This is a genomic window from Trichocoleus sp. DQ-A3, from assembly GCF_039961975.1.
Lineage (GTDB): Bacteria > Cyanobacteriota > Cyanobacteriia > Cyanobacteriales > FACHB-T130 > FACHB-T130.
Genome location: NZ_JAMPKC010000027.1, coordinates 29,160 through 46,774 on the forward strand (window position 1 = coordinate 29,160; position 17,615 = coordinate 46,774).

Below are 17,615 nucleotides of genomic sequence, written 5' to 3' on the forward strand. Positions count from 1 at the left end.
TCGATGTCAGGAGTGTGGCTGCGATCGCTTCCCGCTGGGTCTTAACTATAATGCTATGGTTGTCACTCCCACCAGCCGTCTACGATGTCTTCTATCACCTCATACTCTGATGTAATTTGAGCCGCATACTCATCACCCATTTCCTTGGAGTGCCCAAGCAAAGTTCCAAAATGATGGGCAATATTTGATTTCCCGATTTGCCGGATATGTTTCTCTGCAATATGCCGCAAAGCGTGAGGATTCGTCCATCGGGCTTCTCCGAATAAGGCGAGTGTTGCTGTCGCGATCGCTCGATTGACCATTCGCCAGATGCTGGCAACATAATGAGGTTTGCCGAAACTATTCGGGTCTCCCTTACCAGTAATGAAAAACAAGTAATTATGGCTCTCGAAGTTTGTCTTCGCTACTTCCCAAGCAGCAACGCGATTTTCCGCTCCTTGTAGCCTTGCTTCTTCCTGCTCGATGTACTTATCAATTGAAGCTTCTACCTTTTCAGCGACAACTCCTTGTCGAGCCGCTTCCACTCTGGCTCGAATTCGTTCTACTTTGTCAGAACCATAACCCCAAAACTCTGTCCATCCTTCTAAAGTTTTGACCGACTCGGCAATCAGAGGCCGCCACTTGTACACCCACAAATCAAGGTCTTCGGTCAAAATTCCCGGTAGCTTATATTCACGAGGTTTGTGGGTTCTCGAAGAGAGTTTATGCTCCTGGAGCTTCACCACATAATAGGGAATCCCCTGGCCATCTTGTTTGCGAAACAAAGTTTCTCCAAGTTTTAAATTTCTCACCTCCTCTTGACGAACCGGGCAGTAAACCAAAAGCTTCAGAATTAGGTAAGTCTGCCACGCTCTAGCAACTGCGGATTTGGGTCGAGTCCCGTGGCTGAGAAACTCTCCAGTTTGTTGATGATGTCTTCCATAATTTGGAGCGCACAGGGTTTGGATGTATTGAACAACCTGTCGAGCTTCCTCATGGGTTAGCTGCTTCTGCTCCCATTTTTTCTGTGTAAGTCTCTGCTTTTCTTTCTGATAAATCTCTGAATATTCGCTTTGTAAGTCCTGTAGTTGGAGAACAATCGGGATATCTGTCCAGTTACGTCGCTGTGATTTATCGTAATTGAGCCACTTAGCGATCGCAATTCCTGTACCAACCATGTGTTCGCCTGTTGAATGATTGACTCCACGAGTTTGTGTAGCCCAGTAAGTGTAGTCATCAAGCAGATTTACATCCGTTAACAGCTCCAAGCTCAGTTCAAAGTCAGGGTTCTCTTGGGCATACCAGCCTAGAAACCGGAGTACGGCTTGCTCATCATGTTGGAACGTAGATAGTTTAACCGGATCGACTTTGGGCTTGCGAACTCCGTCGAGTTCTCGACGTTCCCGGAGAGAACTCGCAGTGCGGCGTAGGTTCGGACCTCCCGTTAACCGAAACTCCTTAAATGCCTGCATCTCCTGGACTACATTTGGTGGCAATTGACTCGATGTCAATCCATAGGATGCCAACTTTCCCCGCGTTGGTTTTGGCTCTAGGGAGACTCGAAAAGGAGCAACATCCTCTTGGGTCACTGGAACTGGAAATAACTCGCGCCACCAAACTTGTCTCTCCATCCACTCCAAAAATCGCTTGAGAGTCGAACGGTAATTATCTCTGGTGCCCTCAGAAATTTGCCCGTTCTCTATCGCAATAAAGGTCTGCTGATTGAAGATTTCTAAAGCACTTTTGAGTCTGGCAGCTGGGAATTCATCGCAGTACGCAGCAAACTGCTTAGTTTTCAAATTTTCAACTTGAGGATCTAGTTCAGGAATGACATAAAACCTCAAAGCGATACTGAGGTATTTCTCAAAATCATTAGCAACTTGTTTCGCTTCTTTGGACTTACGCCATAAATTTAGCACATGACTCAGGGAGTAACTTTTCATACATTTTTTTTACTTAAATATAGTACAGGTATACCATAAAAATCGTGAAAAATTGTGGTTTTCAACCACAATCCCACGGTTAGGATTCCCGAAGCAGGCTTCGGGAATCTTGCTGAAATACCTTTTATAGAAAGGTTTAAGTAACTTTTTTTAGAGTACGCACTCATACAAAAAACGTATGAGCGCGTACCTGTAGTACCATTGTTCTAGTTACTGAGTAGCTCGCGTCGTTCAGCAGGCCCATCAGCTCAGAGCTTTTTTCGAGAATTCAAGTCCGTTAAATTCGTTCGGCAGACCCATCAGCTTAGGGCTTTTTTCGAGAATTCAAGTCCCTTAAATGATTGATTACCCTTACACGAACATGGAACAATACACTCTCGGTCGTACCCTAAAACTTTGGAAAACTTCTATCGATGCCAAGAACGTTGGCATTAACTTTGATAAATACCTGAGCATTGCCCTCAGGCAATATGTCTTTCCGGAATTAGACCCGGTTGCACAAAATTTGAAGAGCGAGGAATTTGCTTCCTTTTGCGAGCGACTACCCGTTAACCAACTCAATGGAGCCTTAGATATTTTCGACCGGCAATTTGAAAAAGCTGTTGAGAAAGGAAGAACAGCTCAAAGTACTGGAAAAAACTATCGTTCCACTCTTAGGCAATTCATACAGTGGCTAGAGAAGCAGGCTTGGTGGCATTGTCTATTTCCAGATCCAGTTGTGACAGTTCCTCCGTTTCTAGAAAAGAGTCCTGCATTGCCAAAAACTAGAGAACGACATTTACCCTACAGCTTATCCAAAGAGAATCTGCCCAGTCATGTTCTTAAGCAAGTTGAAGAGTTCAAGGAGTTTCGTTTAAACGGAGGAAAAAATATAAGCCGAACTGCATCCGGACGAAGGTCCTCTCGGGAGGATGGAGAAGCCCGTAGACCCAAAATGGATGCTGTCACGCTATCAACTTTTCAGGGGAATGAGGAAAGAATCCTCGCATTTTTTGGTTGGCATTCCCAAGATTCTCCTCATTCAGAACTGAACTTGGAGTTAATGACTGATTTAGATTTGCTCGACAAGTATACATATTGGGCAATTGAAACACGAGGAGTTTGTCATGCTACAGGCGTCAGTACGGTTAAAACAGCGATTGCGATCGCTAAGTGGTTGAACTATGACAAATCGACTCGCCGCAATTGGTCGGATATTCCACTGATTTTAGATTTACAAGACTTGCGAAATGAGTATGCCCAAGAGTATGCCAAAGAGAAAAAGCAGCTTGAGGCAGAAAAATGCTCCAGCAAAAAGTTAACCCATCCAGAAGCCCAACAAGTAGTTCAATACCTAAGGGAGTTATGCGCTCCTTACATTACTCGTCGTGACACAAAGACAGGAGAAGCAAGTAAATATCCTACAAAACGCAGAACGTCAGTGGTCGCTCGTTCCTGGCAGACTTATTTAATTGTCAAAATTCTGGTTTACTGTCCCGTCCGGCAGGAGGAAATTAGAAATTTGGCTCTCGGCGAAACCCTATTCCGTCGAAAGGACGATGAAGGAAATTCCTATTATGAAGCCTACTTCGAGGAACACAAAGGCGCTACCCAACATTCCTCTCAAAGCCAGCCCCGGCATTATCGATTGCCCGCTATCTTGACTCAAGATTTAGATATGTGGGTGTACAAGTGGCGACCTCTGATTCAGGAATTAGTCGGGACACTGGAGGGATGGATGGAACTTTGGGGCTACAAGCTTGATAAGGTAGAGCGCCTTCACCAAAGGATAGAAGCTGCCCAACAAGGAACTCTTCCAAAAACCTGGAAAAGTTCACCAGAAGAATATATCGAGTCCCAAGAGGGGCGGTTGAAGGGAGTTGAGAGACGGATTAATGCTTGGGAAATTGCCAAAAATAATTTTGAAGCCAATCACTGTTTGTTCTTTGTTTTCGGCAAGCACGAAACGGAAGCTTTTGGTAAGCCAGTTGATAGAGACACTCTCTGGATAGTCGTTCGTCGGGCTTTTGCAATTGCAACACAAAGCTTATTCGGAGAAGCTCGTTGGATTAACCCTCACGCTCTGAGGCATATTGGAGAAAAGCATATTCGCCAACCTGGCCGAGAAGATATTACGGAGTCATTTGGAACACTGATTGGACATTCCAAGAAGATGGGTGATGAATATGCGGCTCAAATCACTTCCGAATATGAATTGACCAAAGAAATTACAGATGACTGGTGGATCGAGAATATGTAACTATTCCACTTTCCCAATTTTGGCTTCACTGCCACCTGAGAAGAAAATATCCTGCACTTCGGATTTTAGGATCGGTAGCTGCGGGAGCTGGGTCACTCATTCTCTAACCCCAGCAGCTCCCGCAGATCCTCCTCGGATGCGATCGCTCTCCATCCTCCAGCGACCTCAACACGTTGCAACATCGCTTCTATAGCTAGCGATACCAACACTTCCTTGCGAATCTTCCGCCCCATCGAACGGCGGGTCTGTTTCACGGCACCATCCAAGGTATCGTTCAATGGCTCTGGTATCCTCACCGATAGGGGATAGAGAGAAGAAGGAGCTGCCTTAGTCTCTTCTGATTCTGGATTCCTTTTTCCAGAATCTTGATTCCTATGATTCCTAATTTCCGATTCCTGATTATTTATTCCAGAATCTTGATTCCTGATTTCTGATTCTGGATTATTTTTTCCAGATTCATGAATCTTGATTAATGATTTACTTTCCTTGATTCGTGAATCTTCCTGAGGAGCTTCATCCGATGGTTCAGGAGCAACAGACTCTTTTAGAGAGTCGTTGAACAGTTGCAGTGGATTGCGTTGTCCCATGCGTTTTTTAGTTCCTGCCACGTCTCTTTAACCCCCATTCCTTTATCACTTCACCCGCTAATGCTTTGAATGCACTCCCCCCTTTACTTTTGGGAGCATACTCAAATATCGATTGCCCGTGTCCAGCACTTTCTGCGATCGCCACGTTTTCTGGAATGGAGATCCGCAGTAGATTGAATCGGTTGTCCCTGACGAGCACCGAGTCAGCTTCCGCTGTCATGTTCAACGCTGGTTTGTATCGGCTACGCAAAACATCAACGGGAACATCTGGATTAACATCTTTTAAAGTGTCCAGCACTTGAGCCAACCCTACCAGCACTAAGGGATCTGCCAGCACCGGCACGATAACTCTATCGGCTACCACAAGCGCAGCAACTGTAGCAGGGACGAGAGAGGGAGGGCAATCTAGCAGCACTAAGTCACAATCCAGTTTGCTAATCGCTTTGCGTAAAATTTCTGGGGAATCCCATTTCACGTAAGCCGTATCCGTTCCGCCGGGAATTAAGGGTACAGCGGTATCGGTTCGGAGAACATCTTCCCCTTCCAACCAGCGGTCAAACCCCGGTTGTTTTCCAGGCGCTAATCCCAAAGCATAGGTAGCAGAGCCTTGGGCATCCATGTCTACCAGCACGACTTTAACTTTGTGCTGTTGTAATCCTGAACCTAAGTTGACACAGGTACAGGTTTTTCCCACGCCCCCTTTCTGGGATGCGATCGCGATTGTCAGCATTTTTAAATTCATCCTTTACTGGTTTAGCATAGCTGATATTCAGGAATCTCCGAATAAAGAATCATGATTAAATTTTCTTGAATAAAGATTCCTGTTAAAAGATTCTCAAATCATGATTAATGTAAATCTTCCCAAAGAATAAAAGCTCTATCCTGCAAGCTTTTGAGCGATTTTAAATCGCCGCACCTATCAGTCACAGGACTTACGCGCCTGTCACATGAGAGCGCCAGCCAAACTTAAGAGTTGCCACAGTTAGCTTCCTTTAACCCTCTTTTGTCACTTTGGGTGATTCCAATCGCTGAAGCCCTGATATGGCAAGAGTTCTCGCAATAGGTCTACATTTTTGAGTTTCTGATAGAAACTCACGCCTCGAATCCTTACGTCTGGAAGCTTTCAGAGTTTAGCTTCGAGCGTGATTTTCCGAGAGTGACAAAAGAGGGTTAAGTAAGCATTGCTTGGCGAGTATTGCTGACAGCAGTGGAGAGAATTTCCACTGCTGTCTCTATTTCCTCATCTGTGGTAAATTTGCCAAGACCAATACGTAATGCTCCTTCTATTACCTCAGAGGATAAATTGAGGGCTTGCAGAACATGGGATGGACTTTCTACACCTGATGAGCAGGCGGAACCAGTAGAGATGGCAAGTTGAGATCGTACTCTGGCAATAACTGCACTGTTAGGAATATCGGGGATTGAAATGTGGAGATTGCCTGCAAGTCGAGAGGTGGTATCTCCATTGATGACTAAGCCAGGAATTCTTTCTAGCAGTAGGTTTTGAAGCTTGTCGCGCTTGGATGCGATCGCTTTCTCATCCTCTTCCATTTCCAGTTGACGCAGGCGGCAGGCTTCTCCTAATCCAACAATACTGGGAACGTCAAGGGTTCCAGACCTCATTCCTTTCTGATGACCCCCACCAAATATAATTGGTTCTAGGTGATGTCCTTTCCTGACAATTAATACGCCACAACCTTTGGGACCATAGAGTTTGTGGGCAGAGATTGCTAAGTAAGTGATTCCCCATTCTTCAAAGTTTATCGGGATTTTTCCTACAGCTTGGGAGGCATCACAGAGAAAGGGAATGCTGTAACATTGAACAATCTGAGCGATCACCTCAATTGGGTAAATATTGCCAATCTCGTTGTTGGCTGCCATAACACAAACAAGGGAGAGTCCCTCAGCACAAACTTGCTTAAGATGATCTAGATTGATTCTTCCCTTTGAGTCTACCTTGAGACTGACTATCTCAGCTAATCCTTTTTTGGCTACAGCTTCACAGGTGTCTAAAACAGCTTTGTGTTCGACTGGGGAGACGGCAATGCGCGGCTTAGTTTGGGTATTGCTGTATGAAGATATACTGCCTTGAATCACTAAGTTAATGCTTTCAGTCGCGCCCGATGTGAAGATGATTTGTCTAGGTGAGGCTCCTACTAATTCAGCAATGTGAATTGCTGCTTGTGAGACGGCCTCCTCAGCTTTATCGCCATAAGTATGGTCAATGCTGCTGGCGTTGCCGAAAACTTTTGTCATGTAATGAAGCATTTGATTCGCCACTCTTGGATCAACTGGGGTAGTTGAGTGGTAGCCAAGGTATATGGAACGAGATTCAACAGAGTGCGACATGAGCAGCAGCCAGATTACCTCAAGGGGATGTCTACAGTAGGGAAATATTGCCAGTCAAGGAATAGTACTCGAATCTCTTTTTCAAAACCCTATTTCTGCATAAATTTCTCTCTCCGTTTGCCTATACTCATCATCGAGATGATACAAGACATTACGTATTGCTTGACGAAGTTGCCTTGCAGGCTCTAAACAGTCGCGCTGATAGTCCATCACAGTCAACTTCAAATGAGGATACAAAATTTTCAAAAATCCTGCGGCTGACTTGAGGATCGCGTTTTGATCGCGTACAGTTACATGACTATCAAAATATGTGTTTTGCTGAGCATATTGAATGAACCGGCTATCTTGGCGTAAAGCTAATAATGCTTCACCGAAGAAATCCATCTTTAACCCAGTTTGATAAGCCGTCATATCTCTTTGAAATTTTGGAATTTCCCAACCTGGAATTATTCCTGCAAAGCGGTCGAGAAATGCAGTTTCATTAAAAAATTTAGGCAAATTTGTAATTAAGTTGTCTTCATTTTTAGGTCGTTGGTGTTCATCTAATTCAATATTTGCCAGCATCACTAACGAGCAATCACTGGAAATATCGGCGAATCCAGAGCGATTGTATCGACCACTCGCCATATAAGTTTTTAAAGGACCAATCATCTCCTCTGGATTATCAAATGTTAAACTTTGAACTTCATCCAGAACAACAACGTCGTGACGACCGATTAATCCAATCTCTTTCGTGCGACCATCAATGAGGAGCCGAGCTGGCGTAATTTTACCACCGCTTATAAGCTTAACCTTATTACTGATATTCTCAAATACAAAACTTTTACCCGTTCCCTTTGGAGCTAGTTCCATAATGTGATAATTCGGCTCTACAAGGGGTAATAATCGAGCAATAATCCAGGTTTTAGCTTCTCGGCTGTAGCTTGGATGTTGAGGGTTAAAACCCATCGAGCAAAACATCAAATCTCGCCACTCATCCGTGCTAAACTGTGTCCGACACTCAGCATAAGCTTTAAGGTCGATCGCAGAACATTGAAATGGCTCAAAACCAAGGACCTCGATTTTTCCATCAGGTCTCATCGTTAAACGGATTTTTCCCCAAAGACCTTGCCTGAGAAGCATTAGATTTTTCTGAACGAGGTCTGGAGAAATAGAACACTCTTCTAGATTAAGGACAGGAATACGGGCAAGAGGTTCTGGTATCTTGTTCGTTTTCTGTTCTACCTTTACACGAACCTGCATCAAGGCAATTAATTTGTAAAAAGAATCCTGAGTTAGGTTAAAAATGATTTCTTCCTTATCATCTTTACGAGGGAATGCTTTTTGGACAAAATTATTTACTTTTTCCAGTTCATCTGATGTTAGGGAGCCTGTTCCTGGGACAATTTTATCGAGAAGCCACTCACCCACAAAGCTAGGTACGCCAGCACCTGTCAGTCCACTAGAAGGTAATCGGCTTTTATCAATACTCAGACAACCGAATACTTCGCGTACTAATTCATTCTTATAGGCTACTGTTTCAGCGGAATTCATCAATACCAAACTCCATATTACGTTGCATTTGATTAACAATAACTGCTGATTTTGAGTCTAGTGAGGCTGTTCCCTCTTCAGTATTAGCGAAACGAAAACTTAATTCACCGGATAGAGGTAGACTCTTGCCTTCATGGTTGAGAGGGAGTTCAGGCCAGTCAGAAATATTAACTTTAAAGGATTCCTTCGTGTTGGCTGGAATTGTTATTGCCAGAGGCTTGCCTATTTTGAGAGAAGACAATTGCTCGATATACAAGCAAAGGTCTGTCAGAGGTACTGAATTTGGGTTATCAATTTTAACTTCTATGTCTCCTGGTTGCTTGGGTTTGCCTTCGCCACGACAGGAAACGAGTACTGGGGAACGCTGAACGGATCGACGCAGGACAGAAAAACCGACAACGACTTCCTCAGGAAACAAGCCACCATGAGAGCCAATAATCTGTTTGTCAGCGGTGTAGCTGAAGGAATTCAGGCTGGTCGCGTTTCTGACGACACTGATATCATGGGGAAGACCGTAGCGATCGCGTTCTAGTACCACAAAGCGGGGATCGTCGGTTTTGCCAATCGCCATTCTCCCTTTGGGGTCTAATCCGTCAGGGCAATGAGTAATTTGTGCCGATACACCCATCATCTGCCCGTGATCGCTAGCAATTATGATTCTAAGTTCTTCAGGGTTAGGGTATTGCTGTAAGCAGTTATTAATTTTTTTGGCAATATGTTCGAGAGTATCGCGACGTTCCAACTCATAGAGACTCTGCCAATCTTTGCTACTGTGATAGAGTTCATCCAGCATCTCTGTGTCCCAGCAATACAAGCGCTGAGTTTTTTTCTTCAAATCCTTGTAAAGCTTAGCGATTTGTCCATCTGTGTATCGTTTGCCTATGCCCATCTTTGAGAAGCCTTTGGTCATATCCTCTACCCAGTGAGGTGGGCTGGGAGGTAATTGGGCGTACAAGCTCCACTTGGCGTACTCAGTCTTGGTTGGCAGGATGCTGAATCGGGGCTGAATGGACGCTTCAATCTTCAGTTGGTGATTTTTGGTCAGGAACGACAAGAGTTCTAGGTGGTCTAACCAACCCAATCCATCAACCACAACCCAAAGGACGGGACTCTCCTCGCAGAGATTCCGCACTACGGATGTAACGCTGTAGTTCAGGTAAGAACTATCAACTGAGTCCACCTTCATCTCTAGATAGTGTTTCAGCATCCACTCAACAAAGCTATCTGCTAGATGATCGCTGATTCTTTGATTTGAAGGGGGTTGGTTGATGACAATTTCCCAACGGCGGAAAGGCAGATAACGTTCTGTGACCCAGGTAAGCGCTTGCTGGGGACTGGCATCAAGAGCAAGAGGTTGAGGTTGGGGTGGCGGTTGGCGATCACGTAACTCTACCTTCTGGTGATGGCTGAGATAGCCAGCAACCTTTGTTTCCCTTGCCTTATTAATCCAGTTGGGTCGATTGCTTAAAACTTTGTAGGCTTGAGCTGCAATCCGCTCCATACCGACTTGGTTAGTGAGGCTGAGATTATCTAGAACTTCAGCTTCAGTGCGGTAGAGTTGCTGTTCCCAATAGTTGTCAAATTCCTGGGTTAAGAAATTGGGAACTGGCAGAGGGTATTTGCCCCGCTCCTCAAAAGCAGGTTCAGCTATGCCTAACCAACGGCGGAGGAGCAATAACTTATCGTCAGTCTGGTAGTAAGTTGCTAGGTCATGCTCTTTAAAGTGTTGCTGCCAAACTTGTTCTAGAGGTTCACACTCTTCTGGAACCTGAATGGCTAGCCAAGCCGCTAAATTTTCGATTGAAGGTTCTGCAAGCCATATCTGCTGGTCGCTCCCGGTAATATCTGCCAACAAGTAGGTGATTGGGTTGTCTTTGGGATAGGAGTCTAGTTGGGTAGCGAGAGTTAGTAGTTGCTTGTCAGTCCAATTATCTGGCAAAGGCACAGAATGGAACAGAGCTAACAATTTGGAGCGTGGGTCTTGCTTAATTTCTGCGATCGCATCAGTTTTATGCCAAACCCGAAGCCATTCCTCTGCCCAAGCACACAACCGCTTGCCTTGAACCCAGTAGGAAGAGTTGCTCACACCAAAATACTGCATCCATTCCACTTCGGTAGTGATGGGGATGTAGCTAGAAGGAATATCGTACAGTCCAGTCGGGTCGAGTACGATTGGTTTGTCTGGATTAGGCTGGCTCTGGTTAGTGAGTAACGGAGCGTCAAACAGCCTGAAGCGTGCTTTGCCCGTTTCAGAGGTGATTGGTGACGTTGGTTGGAGGATAGGTTGAATGTATTCAGACACTATCACAGCTCCTCCGTTCTGACACATATTCTGTTAGTTTTTTAAGCAGGCTTTCTTGTTGTTGGCGAGGGAGGTCTTGAAATAGAGCGAGGATTTTACTTTCTGCATCCTGGTTTTGGATTTCTTCACAGCGCGTAAAGATACGTTCTAGGATTTGCTTTTGCTCTGTCTCCAGTACGTCTTCATGCTGTTGTCGTTGCTTCTTAAGCTTGCTGAGTAGTTGACTGGCAGTATCAAGCTTTGTAGCTGAATCTGTAAACTGCTTTAATTGTGCATCCTGCTTTTCTATAGATTCTAACCAGGTAGTTGCAGCAAGCTTCTGTCGTTTCTGAATTTGCTGCTTGCTCTTCTCCACTTCTTGAGTTAAGGAGTCTAAGACAGCCTGAACAGTAGAAGTAATTTCCTCTGTATTCTCTCGCTCTCGCCACTGGCTCAACCGCTCTAGTTCAGCTTGGCAAGCTTGAACAGAATCAACTTTTTGGGTTGCTGCAATTTTGAGAAGGCTGATTAGAAGGCTAACTTCTGAATGGATTGCCCCATATCTTTCTTCTTCCTGAGATTCCCGGTAGTATGTTGATTGGTCAGTTAGCTCTTTTTGGAGCTTTTGGGCTTCCTTGAGGGTTTTTACACTGCTCAATTTATTCTGAAGTTCATTTAGTTGCTGGATATAACCCTGTTTTCTTTGACGCAGTTGATTTTCGAGTTGCAGAAGCTTTGCCCTAAAGCGGTCTAAATTATGCAAGTTAGCCTGTTCATTCGCAATTACGGCTAAGGTGAGATCGCAACCTGCAATGGATTGACTTTGTTGGTAGCGAGTTTCCAGGTTATGAATTTGCTCTAAATCTGATTCCAACAAGTGAATTTGCTCTTGCAGCTGCTGATAATCGGGATAGTCAGTAGAATCTTTAAAAACTAGCTCTAACTTGGCATACTCATCCCGAAGACCACTTAACTCTTTAGAGGTTTCTACGGTAGAGAGGCGAGTGCAAAGATTTTGCAGATTCTTTTGATAAGTGACAACTCTATCCTTAAATCCTTGGATAAGTTTGTTAAGTTCAGAGTTGAATGGCTCTGGATAATGTAATTCGCTGCATAAACTTGTGATTTCCCCAATCGCCTCCTCGCACAGATGAATTGTATTTGCTTTCGCTAGAGTATGCTGACGAATAGCTTGCATCGTTTTTTCGTCTTGAAGGCGGTTCTGTAAATCTTTATACTGAGCTTCAAGATTTTGTTCTGCCTCTTCTAAGCGATTTCTGACAGCAGCAAATTCATCGCATGAAGTTACAAGTTCTTGGCTCCTCTGAAGCGAACGTTTAAGTCGTTCGTAATCTTGCGGTTGATTGAGTTGACGTTGACAGTCATCAATAATCTGCAAAATCTTCTGAGAAATGATAGTATGCGCCTCAGATTTGAGCGATTCTAATTGTTTTTGGGTTTCTTCTAGAGCAGTTGTTTTAGCAGTAGGAGGTAAGACTAATTGAGAGAGAGCTTGGTAAGATTGAAAGGCATCAGATAAATTTTTGAGAATTGTGGTATCTTGGAGTTTCCCTTTGGCACTCGCAAGAATTAATTGGAGTTGTTCTTCTTCCTGTTCTTCACTTCTACGCTCAAGGATGATATTGTTGAGATTGTCCAGTAACTCCTGTAATCGTTGTCGGTTGGTTTCATCGGTGTAACGATTAAGTTGCTGGTGAATTCGCTGACTCAGTTGCACCGCTTGAGTTTGGGAGAGATATGGAGAATACTGGTTTTCCCAATCAGCAACTTGTCGAATAAGAGCATCTTGTTTCTCTTCAAGGGCTTGAATAGTATTCCTATATATATCTGTCTCTCTAGCAGCCGGAACGCTTTCGACTAGCTTTTCAATTTCAGCTTGAGTGCGAATATATTCTTGTTGAGTTGCTAGATTGCTTAACGTATTATAGAGCTTTTGAATTTGAGACAGGCAATTTTCGACTTGTTTTTGTTCGGCTATCTCTGTTAATCGGCTATCTACTGCCCTGAGTGCTTCCTCCAAAGTAGTACTAAACCGTAGTGGTAAATCAGCAACTTGACTGAGTTGAGTGATGAGGGACTGAATATGAGCCTTATAATAATCGCAGTTAGCTTCTGTAGATAGTGACTGAGAATGCTCGCGTTCTGCTTCAACAGTTTGCCCTATTTTTTCAGTGATTGCCTGCAATGCCTGAATCCGTCGATTTTGCTGATTCTCGGTGGGACTGACAGATAAGTTACCTTCAGTAATCACACTCAAGGGCTGCTGTAACTCAAGATAAAGCTGCAAGAGGGTTTCAATGTCAGCTTGTTGGGCAAGATTTTCTGCCCGTAAAGTAGGCTCAAGTAATGCATCAATTCGTTCAATGCTACTCGTCAGTTGCTGCTGTATCTTCTTAATCTCATCAACTTTTTCTGGATCTGGCGCACCGTTGAGGAAGCTATTAATCTCCTGGATAAATTGTCGTGCCTGCTCGTAGTTAACTGAATCAGATATTTCGGGACAGGGAGAAAGTTTTCGGCGAATTAAACAAGGTTTCCCATTCTCGATCCATACCCGAACAAACTCTTTCGGTTTATCAAAAACATTAGTAGCTGCCCAGTTTTTAATCGATTCACTTCGTACTGCAACCTGCTCTGACTTTTTCTGAGGAATGCCAAAGCTACCTCTAAGCAATAGTTCTGAACTATTGTAAGATAACCATCCAGCAAATAAGATTGTAAAGGTGTATTCATTGTAGCCATAAGGAGGCTGGGATAATATTTTCCAGATTTCAGCAATTTCAACTGTTTTTTCCAAGCGATCGCCCAACGCTGTCATCTCTGAGATTTTGTTCCAGGCTGCTTTAACATTCGGGTGTTTTGGCTCTTGAATTGAATAGTTGTGGGAGGCTTTTTTCAGCAATTTCCAAGACTTAACAAAAACTGGATCAACTGTAGTGGTATAAGACTGCTTGGGAAACGCTTGAGGACGCAGGTCATTTTCTAGCAAGCGTTTGGAAGTATAACCAATTACTTCAGAGCCAACTGCACTTTTCAGCGCCATTTTGTCTATCTTTTCGACTGGGGGAACGAAGGGATACAAATCTTTGAGAATTTCACTAACTACGCGACCTGAGTTATTACGCTCATTCACTGGCACTTTATCTGAGACATGGCAGTGATAGATGCAAGACTTAAATAATTCTTTTGTCTTCGTTTCAATTTGCTGCTGTAACTGCTGCTGGAGTTGGGTTAGGGCTGCTCCGAATTCCTGAACGCTCTTGCGCTTGACGGTTTCTAGCAGTAGTAATAGTCGGACAATGTCGGATGCGGGTTGGGATGCGATCGCAACAGCAATCCGGCGTTTAATTGAGGTCAAATCGTGAGACGATGAAGCTAGAAGTTGAGTGATTTCACTACGAAGTGCCGCTAATTCTTCACTCGTTTCACCAATTACATAGACAACAATGCCAAGCTCATCCTTGAATATTTGATTGCTAGTTAGGGTTTTGCGGAAGTTAGCAGCCGTATAAACCTTACAATTGAATGACCAATCGCTACTAATCAGTCGATTATCTTCGATAAACTGGGTTGGGGATACGGTATTGCCTCCAAAATACTGCTCTAAGTTTGACTGACAGTATTCTCGAACCCATTCAATTGAGGGATTTTTGTTGGCGACTTCTTCCTCAATGCGCTTCCGTAAGTCTTGAATGCCAAAACCGCCAGTGTAGAAGCGGTAGGTATTATCTGCTGGATTGTGGTAGATGACTTCCCGAACTTTACAGAGTTTATCCAAAACAGCTTTCACTGTTGTTGTTCTCGGCATTCCAGCGAGAAGACTCAGAATCTCCTCATGCCTTTCTTGATCTGATTTGGTTAGCCTGCTGGTACTGGCACTGGCGTAGAACAAAAATAGGGATTTGAGAATCGTTAGTTCTTCTGGCTCGGCAGAAGCCACAATTGAATCATAGGCGTGCTTATAAGCGGAGTAACTGGAATAGTCAGAGGTAGAGAAGTTATCTTCAAACGCATCAACTAGAGCAACAGGATGGATGAGGTTAATATGACTATTCTTTTCAACGGGTTGGTCTTGAATGAAGCGTTTAACATCTTCTTGAACAAACTGGATGGCGGTGCGACCTTGGGTAAAATCCAGGTTACAAAGTAGGTAGGAAGTGAGAGGATGGAGTGGGAAGCAACCTAAAGTAAGGTATTTTTGAAATTTCTGGGGCAACCAGTTACGGCTTTGGTAGAAATTGGCGGTGCGGTTTTGATAAATATTGGTATTAATTGCATTTAACGTGTCACGCCATTTGAAAAAGAACTCTTGCCATGCAGCGGTTTGATCTTGTTGGCTGAGTAACCCATTGAGTACTAATTCCAAGCTAGCCGCAGGTTCGTAGGTACTGGGAAGGAGTTGTAGCCGGGAAACTAATCTTTGATAGTCTTCAAAATTCTTGGAGGGGGTAACTCCACCTGGTAGCCGTTGGGTAAAGCTGATAAGGGCAACTCGTCCCTTAAACCTTTCGCAGATATTCGTGATGTTTTGAAGTGTGGTACTGCCAGCGCGAACGGGGTCATTTGCCCAGAGTTGCAAGTAGTTGTAGAGTTCATCAAATAGAATCAAGATGCCTTGAAATTGGGGATTTGCACCCGTACATAAGCGAGTCACTAAATCGGTGAGGATTGCTTCGACATCGATGTCTGCCTCAAAGTCAGGTGTAACTCCTGTGAGTTCGCGGCAAATTGCTTTAACGCGAGGAATCACCTGATAGTTATCATCTCGTAAGAGCTGCATGAGCATATTGAGGTCGCTTTCTGGATTGTCTTGGCGCTTTAAAAAGGCTTCGGCGGCTTCACGTTGCTTTTTGTCTAGATTTTCAAGGTACTGAAGGGGTTGCTTACAAATTTGTTGGGCAATGGAGTCGGTTATGCCTTCGGACTCTAGAGCTTTTTTGAGGGCTTGCAGGAAGTGCTTTTTCAGGTCTATGGGTTTGTCACCACTCAGGCAAATCACTAGATGTCTGCTGCGCTGTTTGTAGAGTGTTAAACCTTCTAAAATTGGGTTGGGGCTAGAGGTGGCGTATTCAACTTGTTGCAAAATACCCTGAACTTCGGGGCTATGGAAGGGTTTTTGGAAGAAGTTGGCAACGGCTAGGGCAAAGTGGGATTTACCTTTGCCGTAGTCCTGCACCATCAGGTGTACGTTGGGTTCGTTTTGGCTGTGAAAGCTGCGCCGTAGGGCATAAAGTACGCCGACTGTAGAAGATTTGAGCTTTTCGGGGTCGGAGTCGTAATTAAATACAAAACCCTGACATAATCGCAGGTTTTTGTCGGGGTCATCCATCAGTCCAAAGCTGACGGCGTTGGCAACAAGCCCCGTTTCATTGATTTTGACGAGTTGGTTGAGGAGCATGGGTAAAATGACCTGTGAACGTGTGAGGACTGTTTGAGAGAGTTAAATGCGTTGTACGCGACTTTCATCCCAGTCGGGTGGGACAAGTTGACTGGGCAGGATTATCCAGAGGATGCTTTCTAAATGCCTGGTGTTCAAAAGGTTTTGCCAGAATAAGGTGATGGGGCTTTCTGGTTGGACGTGCAGATAAGTAATCAGGCAATCTAGGTCTTTGAGCAGTACAACAGGTTTATCGGTGTTGGTGCAAATCGCTTTGATGGCATCGAGTTCCCGGTCAAGCTGGTAATGTAAGGCTAGAAAACGGTTTTGGCTATTAATGCGGCTGAGAAGATGGGTGCGGTAGCTGATGCACTCAGCATTTTCACGGTAGGCTAATTGCCGAAGTTCTTGGTCGTTGGGGGTATCCCACAGCAGTAGTTGGGGGCGATCGCGCAGTTTTACGTCTTGCAGCCTTACATCCTTAATCGGCATAGGCTTTTTCCAGGAGGGCACGGGGGTTATCCCAACGGCGAATAATTTGGGCTGGGGATACTGTGCGCCTTTGTTCAATTATGGCTAAGGTTTCGAGCTGATTGAGGCACTCTTGGAGAGTTTCAGCTTCTTTCCCCAGGATGGGGGCTAGTCCCATTTTTTGCTGAAGGATGTCGTTGGTTAGTACGGAGGTGGTGTTGCCAAAGTCACGCTCCCATAGTTTCGCTAGGAAGTATCCAATTAGGTAGGGATTGGGCAGAGGGGCGTTTCCGGCAGTATATTGACCGTCTTCTAGTGTCAGAAATTTACAATTTGCTAGTGCATCTCGCTTAATGTAAGCCTGTAAGATATATTTAATTCTTTGCTCTATTATTCTGCTCTCTTCTTCAAAAACTGAATTACAGCTTTGCCAAAATGCTTCATGGGCAAAAGTCCTGTGTTCAGGTAAAAAAGTATGCACAAAATAAGACCAACCGCCCCAATCTGCGGGTTGAGCTGGTGGCGGCTGTAGTCCCTTATCTCCAAAGCTCAGATAAAAGTGCATCAGCCAGTCTGTAATCGTTGATTCCAAATAGGAATCACTGCGCCAAACAATTTCACCTTCTGGACTTACGCGGTTCTCCTTAACTAAACCTGCTCGTATTGTCCAGCTCTTTATCCGCCCAACTTTGGCATTACCTAGACTGGTTCTGTCCATCAAGCCCTGCAAATCGTCATTTAATCCTTTTTCTTCCGCCGCAGCTCCAAGAATTTTACGAAGGTCTTCTTTTTTTAAGGCAAAATTACCATTGAAATGTAGTTGTATATTAGGCAT

10 protein-coding genes are annotated in these 17,615 nt (G+C 44.3%); 1 reads left to right on the forward strand and 9 read right to left on the reverse strand.

All coding sequences use genetic code 11. From position 1 onward, the window contains the following. Positions 1-62: 62 nt before the first annotated feature. A complete protein-coding gene (locus NDI44_RS24415; protein ID WP_190414219.1) occupies positions 63-1,922 on the reverse strand; it encodes a hypothetical protein in 1,860 nt (619 codons plus the stop codon). Positions 1,923-2,259: 337 nt separating this feature from the next. On the opposite strand from NDI44_RS24415, the gene NDI44_RS24420 reads away from it, so the two are divergent. Beyond that, positions 2,260-4,161 (forward strand): hypothetical protein, encoded by a 1,902-nt coding sequence (locus NDI44_RS24420; protein WP_190414221.1) that lies wholly within the window; start codon positions 2,260-2,262, stop codon positions 4,159-4,161. Between the two features lie 92 nt (positions 4,162-4,253). On the opposite strand, the gene NDI44_RS24425 is transcribed toward NDI44_RS24420, so the two are convergent. From NDI44_RS24425 to NDI44_RS24460, 8 genes are all read right to left on the reverse strand, one after another. Continuing rightward, positions 4,254-4,769, reverse strand: a complete 516-nt coding sequence (locus NDI44_RS24425; protein WP_190414223.1) for a hypothetical protein — start codon at positions 4,767-4,769, stop codon at positions 4,254-4,256. Next, on the reverse strand, positions 4,756-5,490 hold the full coding sequence (locus NDI44_RS24430; protein WP_190414225.1) for a ParA family protein: 735 nt from the start codon (positions 5,488-5,490) through the stop codon (positions 4,756-4,758). The genes NDI44_RS24425 and NDI44_RS24430 overlap by 14 nt, the downstream gene beginning before the upstream one ends. 428 nt (positions 5,491-5,918) lie before the next feature. After that, positions 5,919-7,097, reverse strand: coding sequence for a cysteine desulfurase family protein (locus tag NDI44_RS24435; RefSeq protein ID WP_190414227.1), 1,179 nt, complete (start codon positions 7,095-7,097; stop codon positions 5,919-5,921). 81 nt (positions 7,098-7,178) lie between these two features. Continuing rightward, positions 7,179-8,630, reverse strand: coding sequence for a BREX system Lon protease-like protein BrxL (gene brxL, locus NDI44_RS24440; protein ID WP_190414229.1), 1,452 nt, complete (start codon positions 8,628-8,630; stop codon positions 7,179-7,181). After that, positions 8,617-10,932 (reverse strand): hypothetical protein, encoded by a 2,316-nt coding sequence (locus NDI44_RS24445; RefSeq protein WP_190414231.1) that lies wholly within the window; start codon positions 10,930-10,932, stop codon positions 8,617-8,619. The genes brxL and NDI44_RS24445 overlap by 14 nt, the downstream gene beginning before the upstream one ends. After that, positions 10,925-16,330, reverse strand: coding sequence for a hypothetical protein (locus NDI44_RS24450; RefSeq protein ID WP_190414234.1), 5,406 nt, complete (start codon positions 16,328-16,330; stop codon positions 10,925-10,927). Before NDI44_RS24450 ends, NDI44_RS24445 begins: the two co-directional genes overlap by 8 nt. Before the next feature lie 42 nt (positions 16,331-16,372). Continuing rightward, positions 16,373-16,801: a hypothetical protein gene (locus tag NDI44_RS24455; RefSeq protein WP_190414236.1), complete on the reverse strand. Its 429-nt coding sequence runs from the start codon at positions 16,799-16,801 to the stop codon at positions 16,373-16,375. Then, a complete protein-coding gene (locus NDI44_RS24460; RefSeq protein ID WP_190414238.1) occupies positions 16,791-17,615 on the reverse strand; it encodes a DUF4007 family protein in 825 nt (274 codons plus the stop codon). Before NDI44_RS24460 ends, NDI44_RS24455 begins: the two co-directional genes overlap by 11 nt.